Below are 15,882 nucleotides of genomic sequence, written 5' to 3'. Positions count from 1 at the left end.
ATCGACTGCCTATCCTCGTGCCCCGGCGCCGGTTTCGGATCGACGCAGAACCGAGGAGCAGTGATCCAGGTGAAGGAAACCCCGGTCGCCCCGACGCACCGCGGAGACCTGCGCCCCCTGGTCGCCGAAGGCGTCTCACCCTGGCTGGACGGATTCCACCGGGGCCTGTTCGGACCGGACCGGCCGGCCCGGCTGACCGAACCCGCCGGACTGCGCGGCGCCACCTCCAATCCCGCCCTGCTGGCCGCCCGGCTGGCCGACGAACCGTCCTACGCCCAGCAGTTGGCCCGGCTCGCCGAGCACGGCGTGTCGGTGGAGGGCGCGGTCTGGGCGATCTCCGTGCAGGACCTGCGGATGGCCGCCGACGAACTGCTGCCGGTGTTCCGCGCCACCCAGGGCTACGACGGCCTGGTCTCCGCCGACATGGACCCGCGGATGGCCCACAATCCCGCCGCCACCACCGCCGAGGCGATCGAGCTGGTCCGCGCGGTGGACCGGCCCAACCTGCTGGTGAAGATCCCGGCCACCCCGGAGGGCCTGACCGCCCTGCGCGACTGCGTGGCCCTCGGCATCGGCGTGCACGCCACCGGGGTGTTCTCGGTCCAGCGCTACCGGGAGGTGGTGGACGCCTGGTTCGGCGGCCTGGAGCGGGCGCTGCGGGCCGGCCGGACGGTGTCCCGGATCGCCTCGGTGGCGTCGCTGCCGGTCGGCCCGGTGGACCGGGAGATCGACCGCCGGCTCACCGCGATCGGCACCGGCCCCGCACTGGAACTGCGCGGCACCGGCGCCGTCGCCACCGCCCGGCTGCTCTACCAGGTGTACGAGGAGCAGCTGGGCAGCGCCCGCTGGCGGGCCCTGCGCGCCCACGGCGCCCGCCCGCAGCGGCTGCTCTGGTCCACCGCCGAACTCGCCGACACCGCTGCCGCCCGCTCCTGGTACGTCGAGGGGCTGGTCTCCTGGGGCACCGTGCACGCGATGACCCGGCCGCTGCTGGACGAGGCGGCCCGGGCGCTACGCCTGCGCGGCGACACCCTGATGGGCCAGCACGAGGCGGCCCTGACCGTGCACGACCGGCTGGGCCGGCTCGGCATCCCGTACCGGGCGGTGGTGCGGCGGCTGGAGTCGGAGAACATCACCGGACTGGTCGACTCCTGGATGCGGCTGCATGCCGCGATGGAGGCCCGGCTGGGCGGGAAGGCCGGCACACCTCGGGACGGTCGGTGAGCGGGAACTCCACGCCGGTCAGCGCGACCAGCGGCGCGGCCTTGACCGCCGTCTCCTGCCACTCCCCCTCGGCGTCCGACAGGGCGATGACCGCCCCGCCGACGCCGTACCGGACCCGTCCCGCGGTGACCACGGCGGTGCGGATGACCACGCTCAGGTCGGCCGCGCCGTTCAGCGAGAAGTAGCCGATCGCGCCGGAGTACACCCCGCGCGGGCCGGCCTCCAGCCGGTCGATGATCTGCATGGTGCGCTGCTTGGGCGCGCCGGTCATCGAGCCGGGCGGGAAGGCCGCGCGCACGCAGTCCACCGCGCTGCGGTCGGCGCGCAGGGTGGCCCGGACGGTGGAGACCAGCTGGTGCGCCCGGGCGTAGGTCTCCACCCGGAACACCTCGTCCGCCTCGACGCTGCCCACCTCGGCGCAGCGGCCGAGGTCGTTGCGGACCAGGTCGACGATCATCAGGTTCTCGGCCCGGTCCTTCTCGCTGGTCCGCAGGTCCTCGGCGAGCGCCCGGTCCTCCTCCGGGGTGGCGCCGCGCGGCCGGGTGCCCTTGATCGGCCGGGACTCGGCGCGCCGTTCCCGGTCGATCCGCAGGAAGCGTTCGGGTGAGCTGCTGAGCACGGACACCCCGTCGAAGCGGAGCAGCGCGGCGAACGGCGCCGGGCTGACCCGTCGCAGGTGGCGGTAGCCCTCCCAGGGGTCCAGGGTGCCGCCGGTCTCCAGCATGTTGGTCAGGCAGACCTCGTAGGTCTCGCCGGCGGCGATCTGGCGGTGGCACTCGCCGATCAGGTCGAGGTAGCGGCGGTGGCCGTGCCGGGCCCGGATCCGGCCGAGCGCCGCGGGCCGTTCGGCCGGGCGCGGCCGGGCTCCCGCCGCGTCGGCCAGCTGTCCGGCCGCGGCGTCCAACCAGGCTGCGGCGTCGGCCTGTTGGCCTTCATTGGCGAGCGCGAGCAGGTGGGTGGTGCCGGTGGCGTGGTCGAGCACTGCCGCGCGGGTGGCGAACACCAGTGCGGCGTCCGGGAGTTCGGATCGGTGGGCGCGGTCGCCGCCGCACTCGGCCTTCAGTTCGTAGCCGAGCCAGCCGACCCAGCCGAGCGCGAAGTCGCAGGGCAGGTCGGGCAGTTGGGTGCTCGTTCCGCGCAGGTCGCGGTCCAGCCAGTCGAGCAGGGCGCCGTCGGTGGTCCGCTCACCGGCCGGGCCGGTGACGCGGACGGTGTGCCGCCAGGCGTCGGCGGTGACGGTCCGGCCGAGCGGCCCGGCGGAGTCGCCCATGATCGAGAACCGTCCGAGTTCCGCGTCGGGCCGGCTGCTGTCCAGCCAGAAGGGGTTCACCCCGGCGCGGAACAGCCGGTCGTAGGCGACCTCGTCGTCCCAGCCGGTGGGCAGGGCCCGGCTGAGCACCGTGTACCGGCGCACTGCCGTTCCCGGGGCCGGGGCTTCGGCGGGCTGTGTGCGGTTCGCCGGCCGGAGCGTCCGGCCGGCCTGCCGGTGGTGCCGTTCGGTGAGGTCGCGGAAGTTCTCCAGCAGCCGGTGCCCGTACCGGCCGCCGATCGACTCGGGGTGGAACTGGAGCCCCCAGTAGGGCCGTTCGCGGTGCCGCAGGCCCATCAGCACGCCGTCCGCGGTCCACGCGGTGGCCTCCAGTCCGGGTGCGAGCCGGTCCACCGCCAGCGAGTGGTAGCGCACCACGTCGAACGGCGAGGGCAGTCCGGCGAACAGTTCCGAGCCGTCGTGCTCCACCGCGGACACCCGCCCGTGGACCGGTTCGACCCGGGAGACCCGGCCGCCGTGCAGCGCCGCCATGCCCTGGTGGCCGAGGCACACCCCGAGCGTGGGCAGGTCGCCGCCGAGCAGGATCTCCCGGCAGATGCCGAAGTCGGCGGCGCGGCAAGGGTCGCCGGGCCCGGGCGAGAGAACCACCTGGTCGAAGCCCGCCAGGTGGCCGGGGCGCCAGCCGGGGTCGTCGTTGAGGACCACCTCGGGCTCCTCGCCGTTGACCTCGGCGAGATAGTGGAAGAGGTTGTAGGTGAAGGAATCGTGATTGTCGACCAGCAGCGTTCGCATCGGATGCCCTCCCCCGTTCAGCCGCGCCGGCCGGCCTGCGCGGGCACCGCGTCGGCCCGCCCGCCGGGCCGCCGCCGCTCGACCACTTCCAGCAGCATGTGCTGCACCAGGTGCTCGCCCTCCTGCACCGGGACGGTCCGCAGGATCCGCAGCGCCCGGCCGCACTCGTACGCGATCCCCATCAGCGCCATCAGGTCGCCGCGGGTGGAGAAGTGCAGCAGCACCGAGCCGTTCGGGGTGGTCCGCCGCCACGCCTCGGCCAGGAAGCGGCGGTGCGCGGCGTAGCCGGCGTCCACGTAGGCCCGTTCGTGCATGTGCTGGTAGCGGTAACTCTCGGGCGCCATCACGTAGTTGGAGCTCCAGAACACGGTGTCGAAGCGCTCGTCCGGGTCCAGCCCGTCGAACAGGTCGCTGTGCACGGTGCGGACCTTGTGCGCGACGCCGTGCCGGCCCGCGTTCAGCTGCGCGTTCTCCACCGCGGCCGGGTTGATGTCGGAGGCGACCACCCGCTCGCAGCCGGCCACCGCGCCGCTCACCGCGATCAGGCCGGTCCCGCAGCCGATCTCCAGCAGCGAGCCGCGGGCGGCGGCCGCGGGCCCGGCCAGCCCGAGCAGGCCGAGGGCGGTCGCGGTGGACGGGGAGTCGGCCGGCGCGAACACCCCTGGCAGTAAGTCCCATTCGCGGCCCTGCATCGTGAAGGTCGACGCGCCCTCCCGGCGCTTGCGGGAAAGACTGCTGCGCTCCAGCGACCGTCTGTAGTCCATGACGTCCTGCATCAAAGCCCCCCTGGCTCACCGGCTGTCGCCGCCTGCGTTCCGTTGGGGCAACCCAAACGCACGGCGGCGCTCCGCCGGAAGGTGAGGAGGCAACACACCGCGCCTCGGGGAACGGTGGTCCGGGCACCGGTGGCCGGACCACAGGACTTGACCAAATCTTGACGGGTTGTTCGGTTCCGCATACGGTCCGTGGCCGAGGCCTTACCGTAGTCTGGTCGGCTTCAGGGGGTCCGGGGGAGGGACTGTCATGGCGCATCGGCCGGCGGAATCCGTGGCCCTAAGCGTTCTCGAACTGCTCGCCGCCGAGGCGCCGATCGCCCAACTCGACACCCTGGTCGAAGAGGCGTTCCGCGGCTGCGAGTCGGCGCAGGACCTGGAGTCGATCCGCCGTCTCAGACAGCTCGGGCTGAGCATCCACGCGCAGTCGAGACGCCGCCAGCAGCGCGAGGCCGGCCTGGCCGCCCTGGTGGACACCGCCCGCGACCTGGCGATGCCGTACGACCTGGACGGCCTGCTGAAGGTGATCACCCGTCGGGCCCGGCTGCTGCTCAACGTCGACATGTCGTACATCAGCTTCCCGGACGACGAGGAGGGCTACATCTACGTCCGGACGTCCGACGGCCACACCTCGATGCTCAGCGTCGGCCTGCGGCTGCCGGACGACTCCGGCCTGGGCAGCAACGTGCTCGCCAACCCCGGGCCGTTCTGGACGCCCGACTACCTCGCCGACGAGCGGATCGAGCACCACCCGGAGCTGGACGAGGTGGTCCGCGCCGAGGGCCTGCACGCCATCATGGGCGTGCCGCTGAGCCACCGCACCACCCCGTTCGGCGTGCTGTACGTGGCGGACCGCAACGTCCGCTACTTCACCATCGACGAGATCGCGCTGATGACCTCGCTCGGCGACCTGGGCGGCGTCGCGATCGAGAAGGCCCGGCTGCTCGGCCAGTCCACCGCCGCGGTCTCCGCCCTGGAGCTGCAGAGCCTGCGCACCGAGGCCGGCCTCCAGCAGACCCGCAGGATCACCGAGGTGCACCAGGAGCTGCTGGAGCTGGCCCTCTCCGGTGGCGACGTGCACGCCCTGATCCGCGAGGCCGGCCGTCAACTCGGCCTGGAACTGCGGCTGTACGCGACCGACGGCACCGTGCTGAGCTTCACCGGTGAGCTGCCGGAACTGTCCGAGACCACGGCGACCGCCACCGCGATGGACACCCACGCGGCCCGCCGCCCGGTCCGGCTGCCGGACGGGCTGTGGGCCGCACCGGTGACCGCGGGTGCCTCCAACCTGGGCACCCTGGTGGTCCGGCCGTCGTCCGACCGCGGCGAGTACGCCGAGCAGATCTGCCGACTGGTCGCCCAGGCGGTGGCCGTGCCGCTGCTGCTGGACAGCAGCCGGGCCGCGACCGCCGTCGGCCACGTCCGCGACGAACTGCTGGACGAACTGCTCGCCAGCCCGCAGCGGCCGCCGCAGCAACTCGCGCTGCGCGCCCGGCGGTTGGGCATCGACCTGTCCACCCCGCACGTCCTGGTGATCGCCCGGCCGGAGTGCGAGGCCCAGGGCAAGGCCGCGACCTGGGCCAACCTGTACGCGCACCGGATGAGCGGCCTGAAACGGGTGCACAACGGCCGCGCGGTACTGCTGCTGCCCGGCACCGACCCGGGGGCGGCCGCCCGCTCCGTCCTGGAGGAGCTCGCCCCACTGCTCGGCAATCCGGTGACGGTCAGCGCGGCCGGCCCGGTGACCGACCCGACCTCGGTGTTCCACGGCTACCAGGAGGCCCTGCGCTGCCTGGACGCGATGACCTCGCTCGGCGCGGTCGGCAAGGCCGCCTCGGCCCGCGAACTCGGCTTCCTCGGCGTCCTGTTGGCCGACAACCACGACGTCGAGGGCTTCATCGACTCGACCATCGGCCCGGTCCTCGACTACGACCAGCAGCGCTTCACCGAGCTCGCCCGCACGCTGTACGCCTACTTCGAGACCGGCAACAGCCCGACCTACGCCGCGCAACGACTGCACGTGCACACCAACACGGTGGCCCGGCGGCTGGAGCGGATCTCCGAACTGCTCGGCCCGAACTGGCAGAAGCCCGACCGCGCATTCGAGATCCAGCTCGCCCTGAAACTCTCCCGGATCCGCCGGCTGCTGCTCGACCGCGCCGCCGACGAGGCCCCGGACAACGGCTCCTGACACGGCGCCACCCCGCCCGTTGCTGCCGACGAGGCCCCGGACACCGACTCCTGACACGACGTCACCCCGCCCGTTGCCGCGGGCAGGGCCCCACCACGGCCCCTGCCGCCAGCGCGGTGACCGCGTGCGCGGCCGAGGCCAGCGTGATGTGCCGGTGCCAGCCGTCGAACGAGCGGCCCGCGAAGTCGCGGATGCCGACCCGGTCGGAGATCCGCTCGAAGTCCCGCTCCACCCGGTGCGTCAGCCGGGTCAGCCGGAACAGCGCGGCCGGCGGCAGGTCCACCATGTCGGTGAGCCACAGCTCGACCGGCCGGCCCCGCGCCGGCCCGCCGAAGGCCAGCAGCAGCAGGTCCTCGCCGGGCGGCCCGAGCACCAGCCGGCCGGCCCAGGCGGGCACCCGGACCCGCAGCGACCAGACCGGGACGGCCCGCGTCCCGCCGCTGTGGCCCGACCACACCACCGGACGCCAGTTCTCCCGGACGGCGGTAACCAGCCGATCCGCAGACACCCGGCCGGCCCCCGGAACGGACGCCGCGGCCTCGGCCGGGACGAGCGGGAGGCCCCCGTCGATCCTCGCCAGCACCGGCATCCGGGCGGCCCGCAGCCGGCGGACGGTCCGCAGCCCGTCCGCGTCCCGGGCGTCCAGCACCACCGGCCGCACCGGCAGACCCCAGCGGCCCGGCAGGCCGAGCACCGCCTCCAGCGCGCAGTCGCCGAGGGTCTCGGCGTCCACCCCGTCCGGGATCAGCGCCCGGCTGCGCCGGGGCTCATTGTCCAGCCAGGCCTGCGGCAGGTGCAGCCGCCAGTTGACCGGGCAGGTCAGATCCCCGGAGGCGGCCCAAACCCCCACCGCCTGCTGGACGTTGCACACCTGGCCGAGGGCGGGCACGAACCGCCGGTCCACTCCGACCAGGTGCTGCCCGGCCCTGGGCACCACCATCGGGCGCACCACGTACGCCTGCGGCGGCGCGACCCGGGCCAGGTACTGGGCGAGCGCCTGCCGGACGGGCACCCAGTCCCAGGTGGAGCCCGCGACGAAGTGGTGCAGGCTCTGCTCGGCCCCGGCGCCGCCGACCACCGCGGCGATGTTGCGGATCGTCTTGCGGCCGCGGGCGTCGATCAGGCCGCGCACGTACTGCGCGCCCTTGTCCCGCTGGTCGCTGCGGCGCAGGGACGCGAACAGGACCGGGCCCAACTCGTCGAGCAGGGCCCGGCCGACGGTGCCGGCAGTCGGCGCGCCGACGGTGCCGACAACCGGCGCGTCGCCCCCGCTCAGGGCATCCCGCACGTGCAGGGCGAGACCGCTCATGGAACCCCCTCGACCGGACGGATGACTGGTACGTGTCTCATCGAACGCTAGGCACCCGAAGCGCCTGCGCGTAGGTGTCCGGCGCACCGGCCTGCCGCACCCGGTGGTGGTCCGGCCACCGCCACCCGCCGCACGACCCGGTCGAACACCCCTCCGGCACTCCCCACCCGGTGGCCCGGGCACCATCCGCACCATCCGACCGTGCCCGCACCACCGATGACACCCACAAAACGTGATGATGAGTCAACTCTCCCCGGCATACGCTTCGCTGGTTGAGCACCGCCTGCCGGCGCAGGACAAGCCTCCGCCGCAGCCGAGACCGGAGGCACCGCGTTGAAGCCCAGCACCACCCCCACCGCGAAGGTCGACTTCTACTTCGACCCGGCCTGCCCCTTCGCCTGGATCACCTCCCGCTGGATCCTCGAGGTCCAGCAGCTCCGCGACCTGGACCTCAGGTTCCGCGTGATGAGCCTGTACGTGCTGAACGAGAACCGCGAACTCCCGGACTGGTACCGAGAGTTGGTGGACAACTCGCTCTCCCTCACCCGGATCTGCACCGCCGCCGCGGCACAGCACGGCGAGGAGGTGCTCGCGCCCCTGTACACGGCCCTGGGCACCCGCATCCACAACGAGGGCACCAAGGACTTCGCGATCGTCGCCGGCCAGGCCCTCGCCGAGCTCGGTCTGCCCATGGAACTGCTCGCCGCCGCCGAAACCGACCGGTGGGACGAGGCCCTGCGCAAGAGCCACCACGAGGGCATGGACCCGGTCGGCGAGGACGTCGGCACCCCCACCATCCACATCGACGGGGTGGCCTTCTTCGGGCCGGTCCTGAACTCGATCCCCCGCGGCGAGCAGGCCGCCGCCATCTTCGACGGCGCCCGGGCCCTCGCCAACTTCCCGGACTTCTTCGAACTGAAGCGCACCCGCACCGGATCGCTCAGCTTCGACTGACCCGCAGCCTTTTGTACCCACCAGCAGAAGGAGACCGCCCGATGACCGCCACCATGACCGCCGGGGAGTTCCTGGCCCTGCACACCCGCACCGAGCCCGCGGACCCGCTGGTCCTCCCCAACGTCTGGGACGCCATCAGCGCACGGGCGTTCGCGGACGCCGGCTTCACCGCGCTGGCCACCTCCAGCTCGGCCGTCGCCGCCGCACTCGGCTACCGGGACGGCGAGGACACCCCCGCCGACGAGATGTTCGCCGCGCTCAAGCGGATCACCCGCTCGGTCGGCGTCCCCGTCACCGCCGACATCGAGGCCGGCTACGGCCTCGCCCCCGCCGAGATCGTCGAACGCCTGCTGGAGGCCGGGGTGATCGGCTGCAACCTGGAGGACTCCACCGCCGCCACCCGCCAACTCAAGGACCCCTCCCAGCACGCCAGTTGGCTCGCCGAAGTGCGCTCCGCCGCCGGCGACCGCCTGGTCCTGAACGCCCGGGTCGACACCTTCCTGTTCGGCGACCACGAGGTCGAATCCGCCGCCGCCCGCGCCGCCCTCTACATCGACGCGGGCGCCGACGTCATCTACCCCATCCTCGCCCCCGAATCCACCCTCCCCGCCCTCGCCGCCGCCATCCCCGCCCCCCTCAACGCCCTCTGCCACCTCGACACCACCACCCCCACCCACCTCGGCACCCTCGGCGCCTCCCGCGTCACCTACGGCGGCTCCCTCCAGCAACACTCCGCCACCACCATCACCACCCTGGCCCAGCGCCTCGCCCCGCAGTAACCCCCACCCCACTGGCCCTCCGCCCCGCACGAGGCAGAGGGCCAGTGGCGTGCGCGCTCATCCGTCTCACCCGACAGTCGCCTCGCCCGGGCCGAGCTGCAACGCGTCCCTCGCCGCCCGCACCGCCTCCCGCACCCGCGCGGCGCCTGCGCGGGTGACTCCCGCGCCACCGCCGACGGCCGGGGCGCGGCGGGTGGCGAGGCCCGCGCAGGGGCGGCAGATGCCCGGTTCGGGGACGGGGTCGTTGCACTTGGTGCACTCGGGGCGGTGGTCGGCTGCGGGGCGGACGGCCGGTTGATCCGGGGGGAGTTTGCGTTCAAGTCGGTTGCGGATCACGGCGGTTGGGGAGTGCACCGGCACGGGCAGCCCGGGCAGCAGGGCATAGGCGAGGTCGGCGTACGTGGCGCCGCGGTCCAGCCACTGGGCAACCAACGGGGCGAGGGCGCGAGCTTCGGATTCGCCGAGGCGCAGGCGTGGTTCGGGCCGGATGACCCGGTACAGCATGGCGACCGCCGCGCGGATCTGTTCGTCCGGCACCGGCGGGGTTTCCCCGGGCGGCTCGGCCGCCGCCTCCACGGCTGTCGCTTCGGCGGCTGTCGCTACGGCCGGGAGGGTGGGTTCTTGGTCCCGGTTCTTTAGAAGGGTGTCAGCGCCGCCGGTATTCGCCTCACCGGGTTCCGGACGGGTGACACTCGGCTGCCACGCGAGCTGCGGGGTGTCGTAAACGTGGGCCTCGCTGATGATCGTGCCGTTGGGCAGCTGGATCTTCTCGACCCGGTAGAAGCCGGCGGCGGTCAGCTCCTTCAGGGCTTTGCGGATCGCGCCGCGCCCCTGCGGGCTGGTGTCGGCCATCTGCCGACAGTCCTCGCGCCAGCCATCGGGCCGGGACAGCAGGTCCACGAGGAGGCCCTTGGCCGTGTAGGACAGCATCCGGAACTGCAACATGTCGTTGGGCAGCACGGTGAAGTTGCGCGCGTGAGCGCTACGATGGACTCGCATTGGGAGTGTCAGCTCCTGGTGCCGTACCCCGGGGTGTTGGTAGCACCGCCGGGGTCACCTATTTGTCGGTTCGAGCACGGAACGTAGCACAGCGTGCAACCGGAGATCGACGCGATCGGCAACCGATCACCCTCCCGCCTGAAACGGTCGCATTCCGCTCGACAAGAGCCCCAAACAGGCCGTATTCGAGGCCCAGTTGGACCGATCCGCACACAAGCCCCGGAAAACGCCACAGGCCCCCCACCCGGAACGGGCGGAGGGCCTGCGACCTGTGCTGCTGCTGTGCCCCAGACAGGAATCGAACCTGCGACACCGGCTTTAGGAGAGCCGTGCTCTATCCCCTGAGCTACTGAGGCGGGCCATGCGTCCCCCACAGCGTAGCGGATCGTCCCCACCCCATGGCCCGCCGTTTGCCGCCGCTGCCGATGGCGGGGGACGGGTGCGCGGTGTGGGCTTACGGTGGATTTGTTCGTTCTTGTGTCAGATTCGACCTCCCCGGAAGGCGCCGACCCGTGACCTCCTCTTCTGAGCCTCAGACTCCGTTCGGTGGCCTCGGCCGGATCCTGGTGATCATTCCGACCTACAACGAGGCGGAGAACGTCGAACGGATCGTCTCCCGGGTCCGGACCGCCGTGCCGGAGGCCCACGTGCTCGTCGCCGACGACAACAGCCCGGACGGGACGGGCAAGCTCGCGGACGGGCTGGCGGAGGCCGACGAGCAGGTGCAGGTGCTGCACCGGAAGGGCAAGGAGGGCCTCGGTGCGGCCTACCTGGCCGGGTTCCGGTGGGGGATCGAGAACGGGTACGACGTACTGGTCGAGATGGACGCGGACGGCTCGCACCAGCCGGAGGAGCTGCCGCGGCTGCTCACCGCGCTCCACAGCGCGGACCTGGTGCTGGGCTCGCGCTGGGTGCCGGGCGGTGCGGTGGTGAACTGGCCGAAGTCGCGGCTGCTGCTGTCGAAGGGCGGCTCGACGTACTCCCGGCTGATGCTGAACGTGCCGATCCGCGACGTCACCGGCGGCTACCGGGCGTTCCGCAAGGAGACCCTGCTGGGTCTCGGGATGGACCAGGTCGCCTCGCAGGGCTACTGCTTCCAGGTCGACCTGGCCTGGCGGGCCGTCAAGGCCGGGTTCAAGGTCGCCGAGGTGCCGATCACCTTCGTGGAGCGCGAGCACGGCGCGTCGAAGATGAGCCGCAGCATCGTGGCGGAGGCCCTCTGGCGGGTCACCGCCTGGGGCGTCTCGGACCGGGTGGCCCGGCTCACCGGGAAGCGCTGAGCGTTCCGACCCGCCAGGCCGGCCCGACGGAGGTTTCGGCGTGACAGAGCCACCACGTCCAGCAGACCGGCACCCCGGCCGGTGGACGTCCGCCAGGGCCCGGGCGGCTCGGGTGGCCGCCTCGGCGAAGGGTGCCCCCGAGCGGATTCCGCTGCTCGGCCGGACGGCCGGTGAGCTGCTCCGGGTCAACCTGCTGGACAACGCGACCCGGCTGGCGGCCCAGGCGTTCCTGTCCGGCCTGCCCGCGCTGCTGGTGGTGGCGGTGTTCGCGCCGGCTGCCGTCAAGCGTGGCCTCACCAGCTCGCTGCGTACCCAGCTCGGCCTGCAGGGAGCCGCTCAGCAGCAGGTCGAGCAGCTGATGAACACTCATCCGGACGGCGCCGCGCAGGCGTTCGGGGCGGTAGGCGTGCTGGTCACGCTGGCCTCCGCGACAGCGATGAGCCGGGCGTTCCAGCGGGTCTGCGAACGGGCCTGGGAGCTGCCGCGCCACAGCACCCGGCTCGCGCTGTGGCGCTGGGTGGTGTGGCTGCTGGGCTGGCTGGTGTTCCTGGTGATCCAGGTGCCGTTGCGCAAGGGGTTCGGTGCGGGCCTGTGGCTGGGCCTGCCGCTGACCTTCGTGGTCTCCACCTGCGTCTGGTGGTGGACCCAGCGTCTGCTGCTCGGCGCCCGCATCCGCTGGGCCCCGCTGCTGCCGGGCGCGGTGCTGTGCGGCTTCGCGCAGGTCGTCCTCGGGGTCGCCTCGCAGGTGTACCTGCCGCACGCGGTGTCGGCGTCGATCGCCAGGTTCGGCCCGTTCGGCGTGGTGTTCACGCTGCTGTCCTGGCTGATCGTGGTGTTCACGGCGATCACCCTGGCCCTGGTGCTGGGCAGGGTGATCGCCGAGGAACCGTCGGTGGCCGCGCGACTCAGCCGAGGCGCGTCAGCCGGGAGGTGATGGACGGCGGGGCCAGGTCCTTCTGGAGGGTGACCGGGACCTCGACCCGGTCGGCGCCGTCGCCCGCCGACAGCGTGCCGACCTGGGTGCCGGCCGACAGGGTGTGGGCGATCTTGCCGATCGGGGTGAGCGTCAGGTGCGCGGTGATGCCGGACCAGCCCGCCACCGTCAGGTCCTTGGCGGCGACCACCGGGACCTTGCCGCCGATGCCGTCGTCGACGTAACCGACCACGTCACCCTGCTTGGCCAGGGTCTGCCCGGTCAGCACGGACTGCGCGGCCACGTTGATCTTCTGGCTGACCGGCTGGGCCGCGGTCACCAGGTCGTACCCGGGGGTCACCGGCTGGCCCAGAGTGACGCCGACCAGGGTCCGCTTGACGCCGCCGATCTCCTTGACCGCCGCCCACATGAAGCAGGACTGCGCGGGGGAGGACGAACCGGTCTTGCCGCCGATCATGCCGTTCTTTCCGAGCAGCTTGTTGGTGTTGTAGATCCGCTGGTTGTTGAACTTGGTGTCGGGCTCGGCGATGACCTGCCGGAAGACCTCGTCCTTGATCACCACCTCGGCCAGCTTCAGCTGGTCCTTGGCGGTCGACTTGGTGTCGTTGTTGTACCCGGCCGCGTCGGCGTACGTGGTGTTGGTCATGCCGAGCTGCTTGGCGGTGTCGTTCATCTTCTTGACGAACGCCTCCTCGCTGCCGGAGTCCCAACGCGCCAGCAACCGCGCCACGTTGTTCGCGGACGGCAGCATCAGCATCTCCAGCGCCTCGTACTGGCTGAGCTGCTGGCCCTCCGTCAGGGTCACCCTCGACTCGTCGGTGTTCGTCGACTCCGACGCGGACTGCTTGTCGACCGTGAGCATCGGGCCGGCCTGGCCCTTCTTCAACGGGTGTGCCTGCAGGATCAGGTAGGCGTTCATCACCTTGGTGACGGACGCGATCGGCACCGCCTTCTCCTCGCCGGACGCGCCGAGATCACCCACCCCGATCACCTCCGCGGCGGCCTGCCCCGTGGTCGGCCACGGGAGGTTCAGCTGCTCGCCCTGGAACGTGAACGAGTCGGCCAGCCCGAGCTTCGCCTTCGGCGCGGGCAGCGGACGCAACAGCTGCGCGGCCGACAGCACACCCAGCACCACGGCCAGGAAGACGCCCCAGATCAGCACCCGCTTCATCGCCCGCCGCAACGGGCTCACCGGCCGGGCGCTCAGTGCCTTCAGCACCTCCAGCGCCTCGACGGTGCTCTCCGGCCCGGCCGGAACGGGCTCGGCAACCGCGACGGGCGCGACGGGCGCAGGCGCGACCGGCACCGGCGCGGGGGCGGCAACGGGCGCGGGCTTCGGCGCGGGCGCGGGCTTCGGCGCGGGCTTCGGGGCCGGGGCCGGGGCCGGCTTGGGCGCGGCGGCCTCGTCCTTGGGCAGCCGCAGCATGACGGTCCGCTCGGGACTGTCCTTCTCCGCCCGCAGGTTCATGGTCGGGTCGGGCTTCGCCGGAGTGTCGCCCTCCGGCTCCTCGGCCTTCCCGATGCGCAGCGTCATGGTGAGCTCGGGCCCGGCGGGAGCGGACTCCTCCTCGGGAGCCTCCTCCTCGGCCTCCGGCTCCTCGACCTTCGCCATACGCAGCGTCATCGTCGGCTCGGGCCCGACCGGAACGGACTCCTCGTCCTCGGTCTCCGGCTCCGCCGCCTTCTCCATGCGCAGCGTCATGGTGAGCTCGGACCCGACCGGAGCCGACTCCTCCTCGGGAACCTCCGGCTCCTCGACCTTCGCCATACGCAACGTCATCGTCGGCTCGGGCCCGACCGGAACGGACTCCTCGCCCTCGGAAGCGTCATCAGCTTCGGCCTCAACCTCGCCCTCGGGCTCGTCCTCGGAAGCGACTTCGGCCTCGGCCTCGTCCTCGTCCTCAACCACGTCCTCGGGCTCGTCCTCGGAAGCGGTCTCCTCTTCCTTCTCCTCCCCCGCCTCCGCCTCCTTCGGCTCAGCAGCAGTCACCCGCCCGAGTCGTACGGCCGGAGCCTCGACGGTGAGCGCGGCGCCGGCTTCGGGCAGGTCGAGGTCGGTGCCGGGCTCGGACTTGCTCGCGGCGTCGGTCTCGCGGGCGCGGAGGTGCACAGTGGAGCCGCCCTCGCGAGGAGCTCGCTCCTCGGCCTCGGCCGGCCGCGTCCTGTCGTCGCGCGGCTCGCTCTGCGGGGACTCGCCCACGTAACCCACTCCTCCTCGTCCGCCCCGGCGGTTGCCGGTCCGATCACACAAGCTGGTTTTTTTCGGGCGGGTTCTCGACCCGCCCGGGTACCTGTACAGTCTCCGGCACCGTGGCCGCGATGGCCTGCCGCACCCCGCCCCACCGGCGGTTTTTCCTGCCGGTGAAGCCCTCTGCCGGATCAGACGCGGGGGTGTCGAACGGTGGTTCCAGCCTGCCCGAGCAAGGTCACGATTCGGAGGCGTACTCGACAAGGCTGTGTGAGAGGCGTCACCCTGTCATTCATCCACGCGGGGAGGCTTGGATGGGCAGGAGCCGCAGAACTATTCCCGAGGAGCTGTTGCTGCTCGCACTGGACCCGGCCACGGGTACCACCGCGCAGCCGCAGACCCTCGACCTCGGACTTGCCGGGGCGCAGCTTGTCGAGCTGTCCCTGGCCGGAAGGATAGTCCCGGACGGGGACCGGATCGCCGTGGTGGTGCCACGGCCGACCGGTGACCCGACGTTGGACCATGCGTTGGAACTGTTGCGCAGGCGTGGCAGTCCGGTGCGCGCCGCGCACTGGATCGGCGGGCCGCGCCTGGGCCTGAGGCAGACGTACCTGGCGCACCTGGAGCGGTGCGGCATGGTGACGGCGGTGCCGGGTCAGGTGTGCGGTGTGCTGCCGACGACCCGTTACCAGGCGTCGGACGACTGCACCAACGCGGCGATCAAGCAGCGGCTGGACACCGCGATCCGCACCGGCGTTCCGCCGGACCCGCGGACGGCGGCACTGGCGGCGCTGGCGCACGCGGTGGGTCTGGGCAAGCACCTGTACCCGGGCAACGAGGGGCGGTCCTCACGCTCCCGGCTGCGGGATCTGATCAGGTACGACCCGCTGGGCGGAATGGTGGCCCATGCGGTGATGGACGTGCAGAACGGTCTGCCGGCCCAGCAGGGCAGGTCGGCGCCCGCGGGTTCGCGGGGTCCGGCCGGTCGGCCCGCCGCCGCGGGGCGGGGTGTGGCCAGCCGGGTGGGCGCGCGATGAGCGGCGTACGCCGTTAGCGTTCGATGCGGTTCGAGGGCGGTGGGGGCCGGGGGGGGGCCCCCCCCCCCCCCCCGGCGGGGGGGGGGCCCCCGGGGGGGGTTTACCCGCGCCCGGCCCCGGGGGGTTGGGGGCACGCTAAGCCCCGACGGCGC

General features: G+C 72.6%; 12 protein-coding genes and 1 tRNA gene. 7 read left to right on the top strand and 6 right to left on the bottom strand.

What is annotated here, in order from left to right; all coding sequences use genetic code 11:
- Positions 1-69 precede the first annotated feature (69 nt).
- Positions 70-1,224, top strand: coding sequence for a transaldolase family protein (locus ACFYST_RS23380; protein WP_387865156.1), 1,155 nt, complete (start codon positions 70-72; stop codon positions 1,222-1,224).
- Here ACFYST_RS23380 and pabB read toward each other — a convergent pair.
- On the bottom strand, positions 1,133-3,286 hold the full coding sequence (pabB, locus tag ACFYST_RS23375) for an aminodeoxychorismate synthase component I (RefSeq protein WP_387865154.1): 2,154 nt from the start codon (positions 3,284-3,286) through the stop codon (positions 1,133-1,135). The two genes, ACFYST_RS23380 and pabB, sit on opposite strands and share 92 nt — an antisense overlap.
- Before the next feature lie 17 nt (positions 3,287-3,303).
- Positions 3,304-4,050, bottom strand: a complete 747-nt coding sequence (locus tag ACFYST_RS23370) for a methyltransferase domain-containing protein (protein ID WP_387865152.1) — start codon at positions 4,048-4,050, stop codon at positions 3,304-3,306.
- Between the two features lie 283 nt (positions 4,051-4,333).
- On the opposite strand from ACFYST_RS23370, the gene ACFYST_RS23365 reads away from it, so the two are divergent.
- Complete coding sequence (locus ACFYST_RS23365; protein ID WP_387865149.1) at positions 4,334-6,250, top strand: helix-turn-helix domain-containing protein; 1,917 nt, start codon at positions 4,334-4,336, stop codon at positions 6,248-6,250.
- A 61-nt stretch (positions 6,251-6,311) separates the two neighbouring features.
- Here the strand turns inward: ACFYST_RS23365 and ACFYST_RS23360 are convergent, their stop codons facing one another.
- Positions 6,312-7,559 carry an IS701 family transposase gene (locus tag ACFYST_RS23360; RefSeq protein ID WP_387865147.1) on the bottom strand — a complete coding sequence of 416 codons (1,248 nt, stop codon included), beginning with the start codon at positions 7,557-7,559 and terminating at the stop codon, positions 6,312-6,314.
- Positions 7,560-7,892: 333 nt separating this feature from the next.
- Between ACFYST_RS23360 and ACFYST_RS23355 the strand changes: the two genes are divergently transcribed.
- Positions 7,893-8,513 (top strand): DsbA family protein, encoded by a 621-nt coding sequence (locus tag ACFYST_RS23355; RefSeq protein WP_387865145.1) that lies wholly within the window; start codon positions 7,893-7,895, stop codon positions 8,511-8,513.
- A gap of 41 nt (positions 8,514-8,554) precedes the next feature.
- Complete coding sequence (locus tag ACFYST_RS23350; RefSeq protein WP_387865142.1) at positions 8,555-9,292, top strand: isocitrate lyase/phosphoenolpyruvate mutase family protein; 738 nt, start codon at positions 8,555-8,557, stop codon at positions 9,290-9,292.
- Positions 9,293-9,358: 66 nt separating this feature from the next.
- On the opposite strand, the gene ACFYST_RS23345 is transcribed toward ACFYST_RS23350, so the two are convergent.
- Positions 9,359-10,291, bottom strand: coding sequence for a hypothetical protein (locus tag ACFYST_RS23345; RefSeq protein WP_387865139.1), 933 nt, complete (start codon positions 10,289-10,291; stop codon positions 9,359-9,361).
- Positions 10,292-10,574: 283 nt separating this feature from the next.
- Positions 10,575-10,647, bottom strand: a tRNA-Arg gene (locus tag ACFYST_RS23340).
- Positions 10,648-10,803: 156 nt separating this feature from the next.
- On the opposite strand from ACFYST_RS23340, the gene ACFYST_RS23335 reads away from it, so the two are divergent.
- A complete protein-coding gene (locus tag ACFYST_RS23335) occupies positions 10,804-11,571 on the top strand; it encodes a polyprenol monophosphomannose synthase (protein WP_387638368.1) in 768 nt (255 codons plus the stop codon).
- Positions 11,572-11,683: 112 nt separating this feature from the next.
- Positions 11,684-12,505: a YhjD/YihY/BrkB family envelope integrity protein gene (locus ACFYST_RS23330; protein ID WP_387865137.1), complete on the top strand. Its 822-nt coding sequence runs from the start codon at positions 11,684-11,686 to the stop codon at positions 12,503-12,505.
- Here ACFYST_RS23330 and ACFYST_RS23325 read toward each other — a convergent pair.
- Entirely contained in the window at positions 12,477-14,705 is a 2,229-nt protein-coding gene (locus ACFYST_RS23325; RefSeq protein WP_387865135.1) for a hypothetical protein, read from the bottom strand. The two genes, ACFYST_RS23330 and ACFYST_RS23325, sit on opposite strands and share 29 nt — an antisense overlap.
- A gap of 302 nt (positions 14,706-15,007) precedes the next feature.
- On the opposite strand from ACFYST_RS23325, the gene ACFYST_RS23320 reads away from it, so the two are divergent.
- A complete protein-coding gene (locus ACFYST_RS23320) occupies positions 15,008-15,730 on the top strand; it encodes a GPP34 family phosphoprotein (protein WP_380479496.1) in 723 nt (240 codons plus the stop codon).
- Positions 15,731-15,882: the final 152 nt, after the last annotated feature.

It is taken from the genome of Kitasatospora sp. NPDC004614, assembly GCF_042873675.1.
GTDB lineage: Bacteria > Actinomycetota > Actinomycetes > Streptomycetales > Streptomycetaceae > Kitasatospora.
This window is presented reverse-complemented; position numbering and strand designations above follow the sequence as displayed.

Coding starts and splice junctions, on each gene's coding strand:
- pabB (WP_387865154.1), bottom strand. CDS start 3,286: ATGCGAACGCTGCTGGTCGACAATCACGATTCCTTCACCTACAACCTC.
- ACFYST_RS23345 (WP_387865139.1), bottom strand. CDS start 10,291: ATGCGAGTCCATCGTAGCGCTCACGCGCGCAACTTCACCGTGCTGCCC.
- ACFYST_RS23320 (WP_380479496.1), top strand. CDS start 15,008: ATGGGCAGGAGCCGCAGAACTATTCCCGAGGAGCTGTTGCTGCTCGCA.
- ACFYST_RS23370 (WP_387865152.1), bottom strand. CDS start 4,050: ATGGACTACAGACGGTCGCTGGAGCGCAGCAGTCTTTCCCGCAAGCGC.
- ACFYST_RS23350 (WP_387865142.1), top strand. CDS start 8,555: ATGACCGCCACCATGACCGCCGGGGAGTTCCTGGCCCTGCACACCCGC.
- ACFYST_RS23360 (WP_387865147.1), bottom strand. CDS start 7,559: ATGAGCGGTCTCGCCCTGCACGTGCGGGATGCCCTGAGCGGGGGCGAC.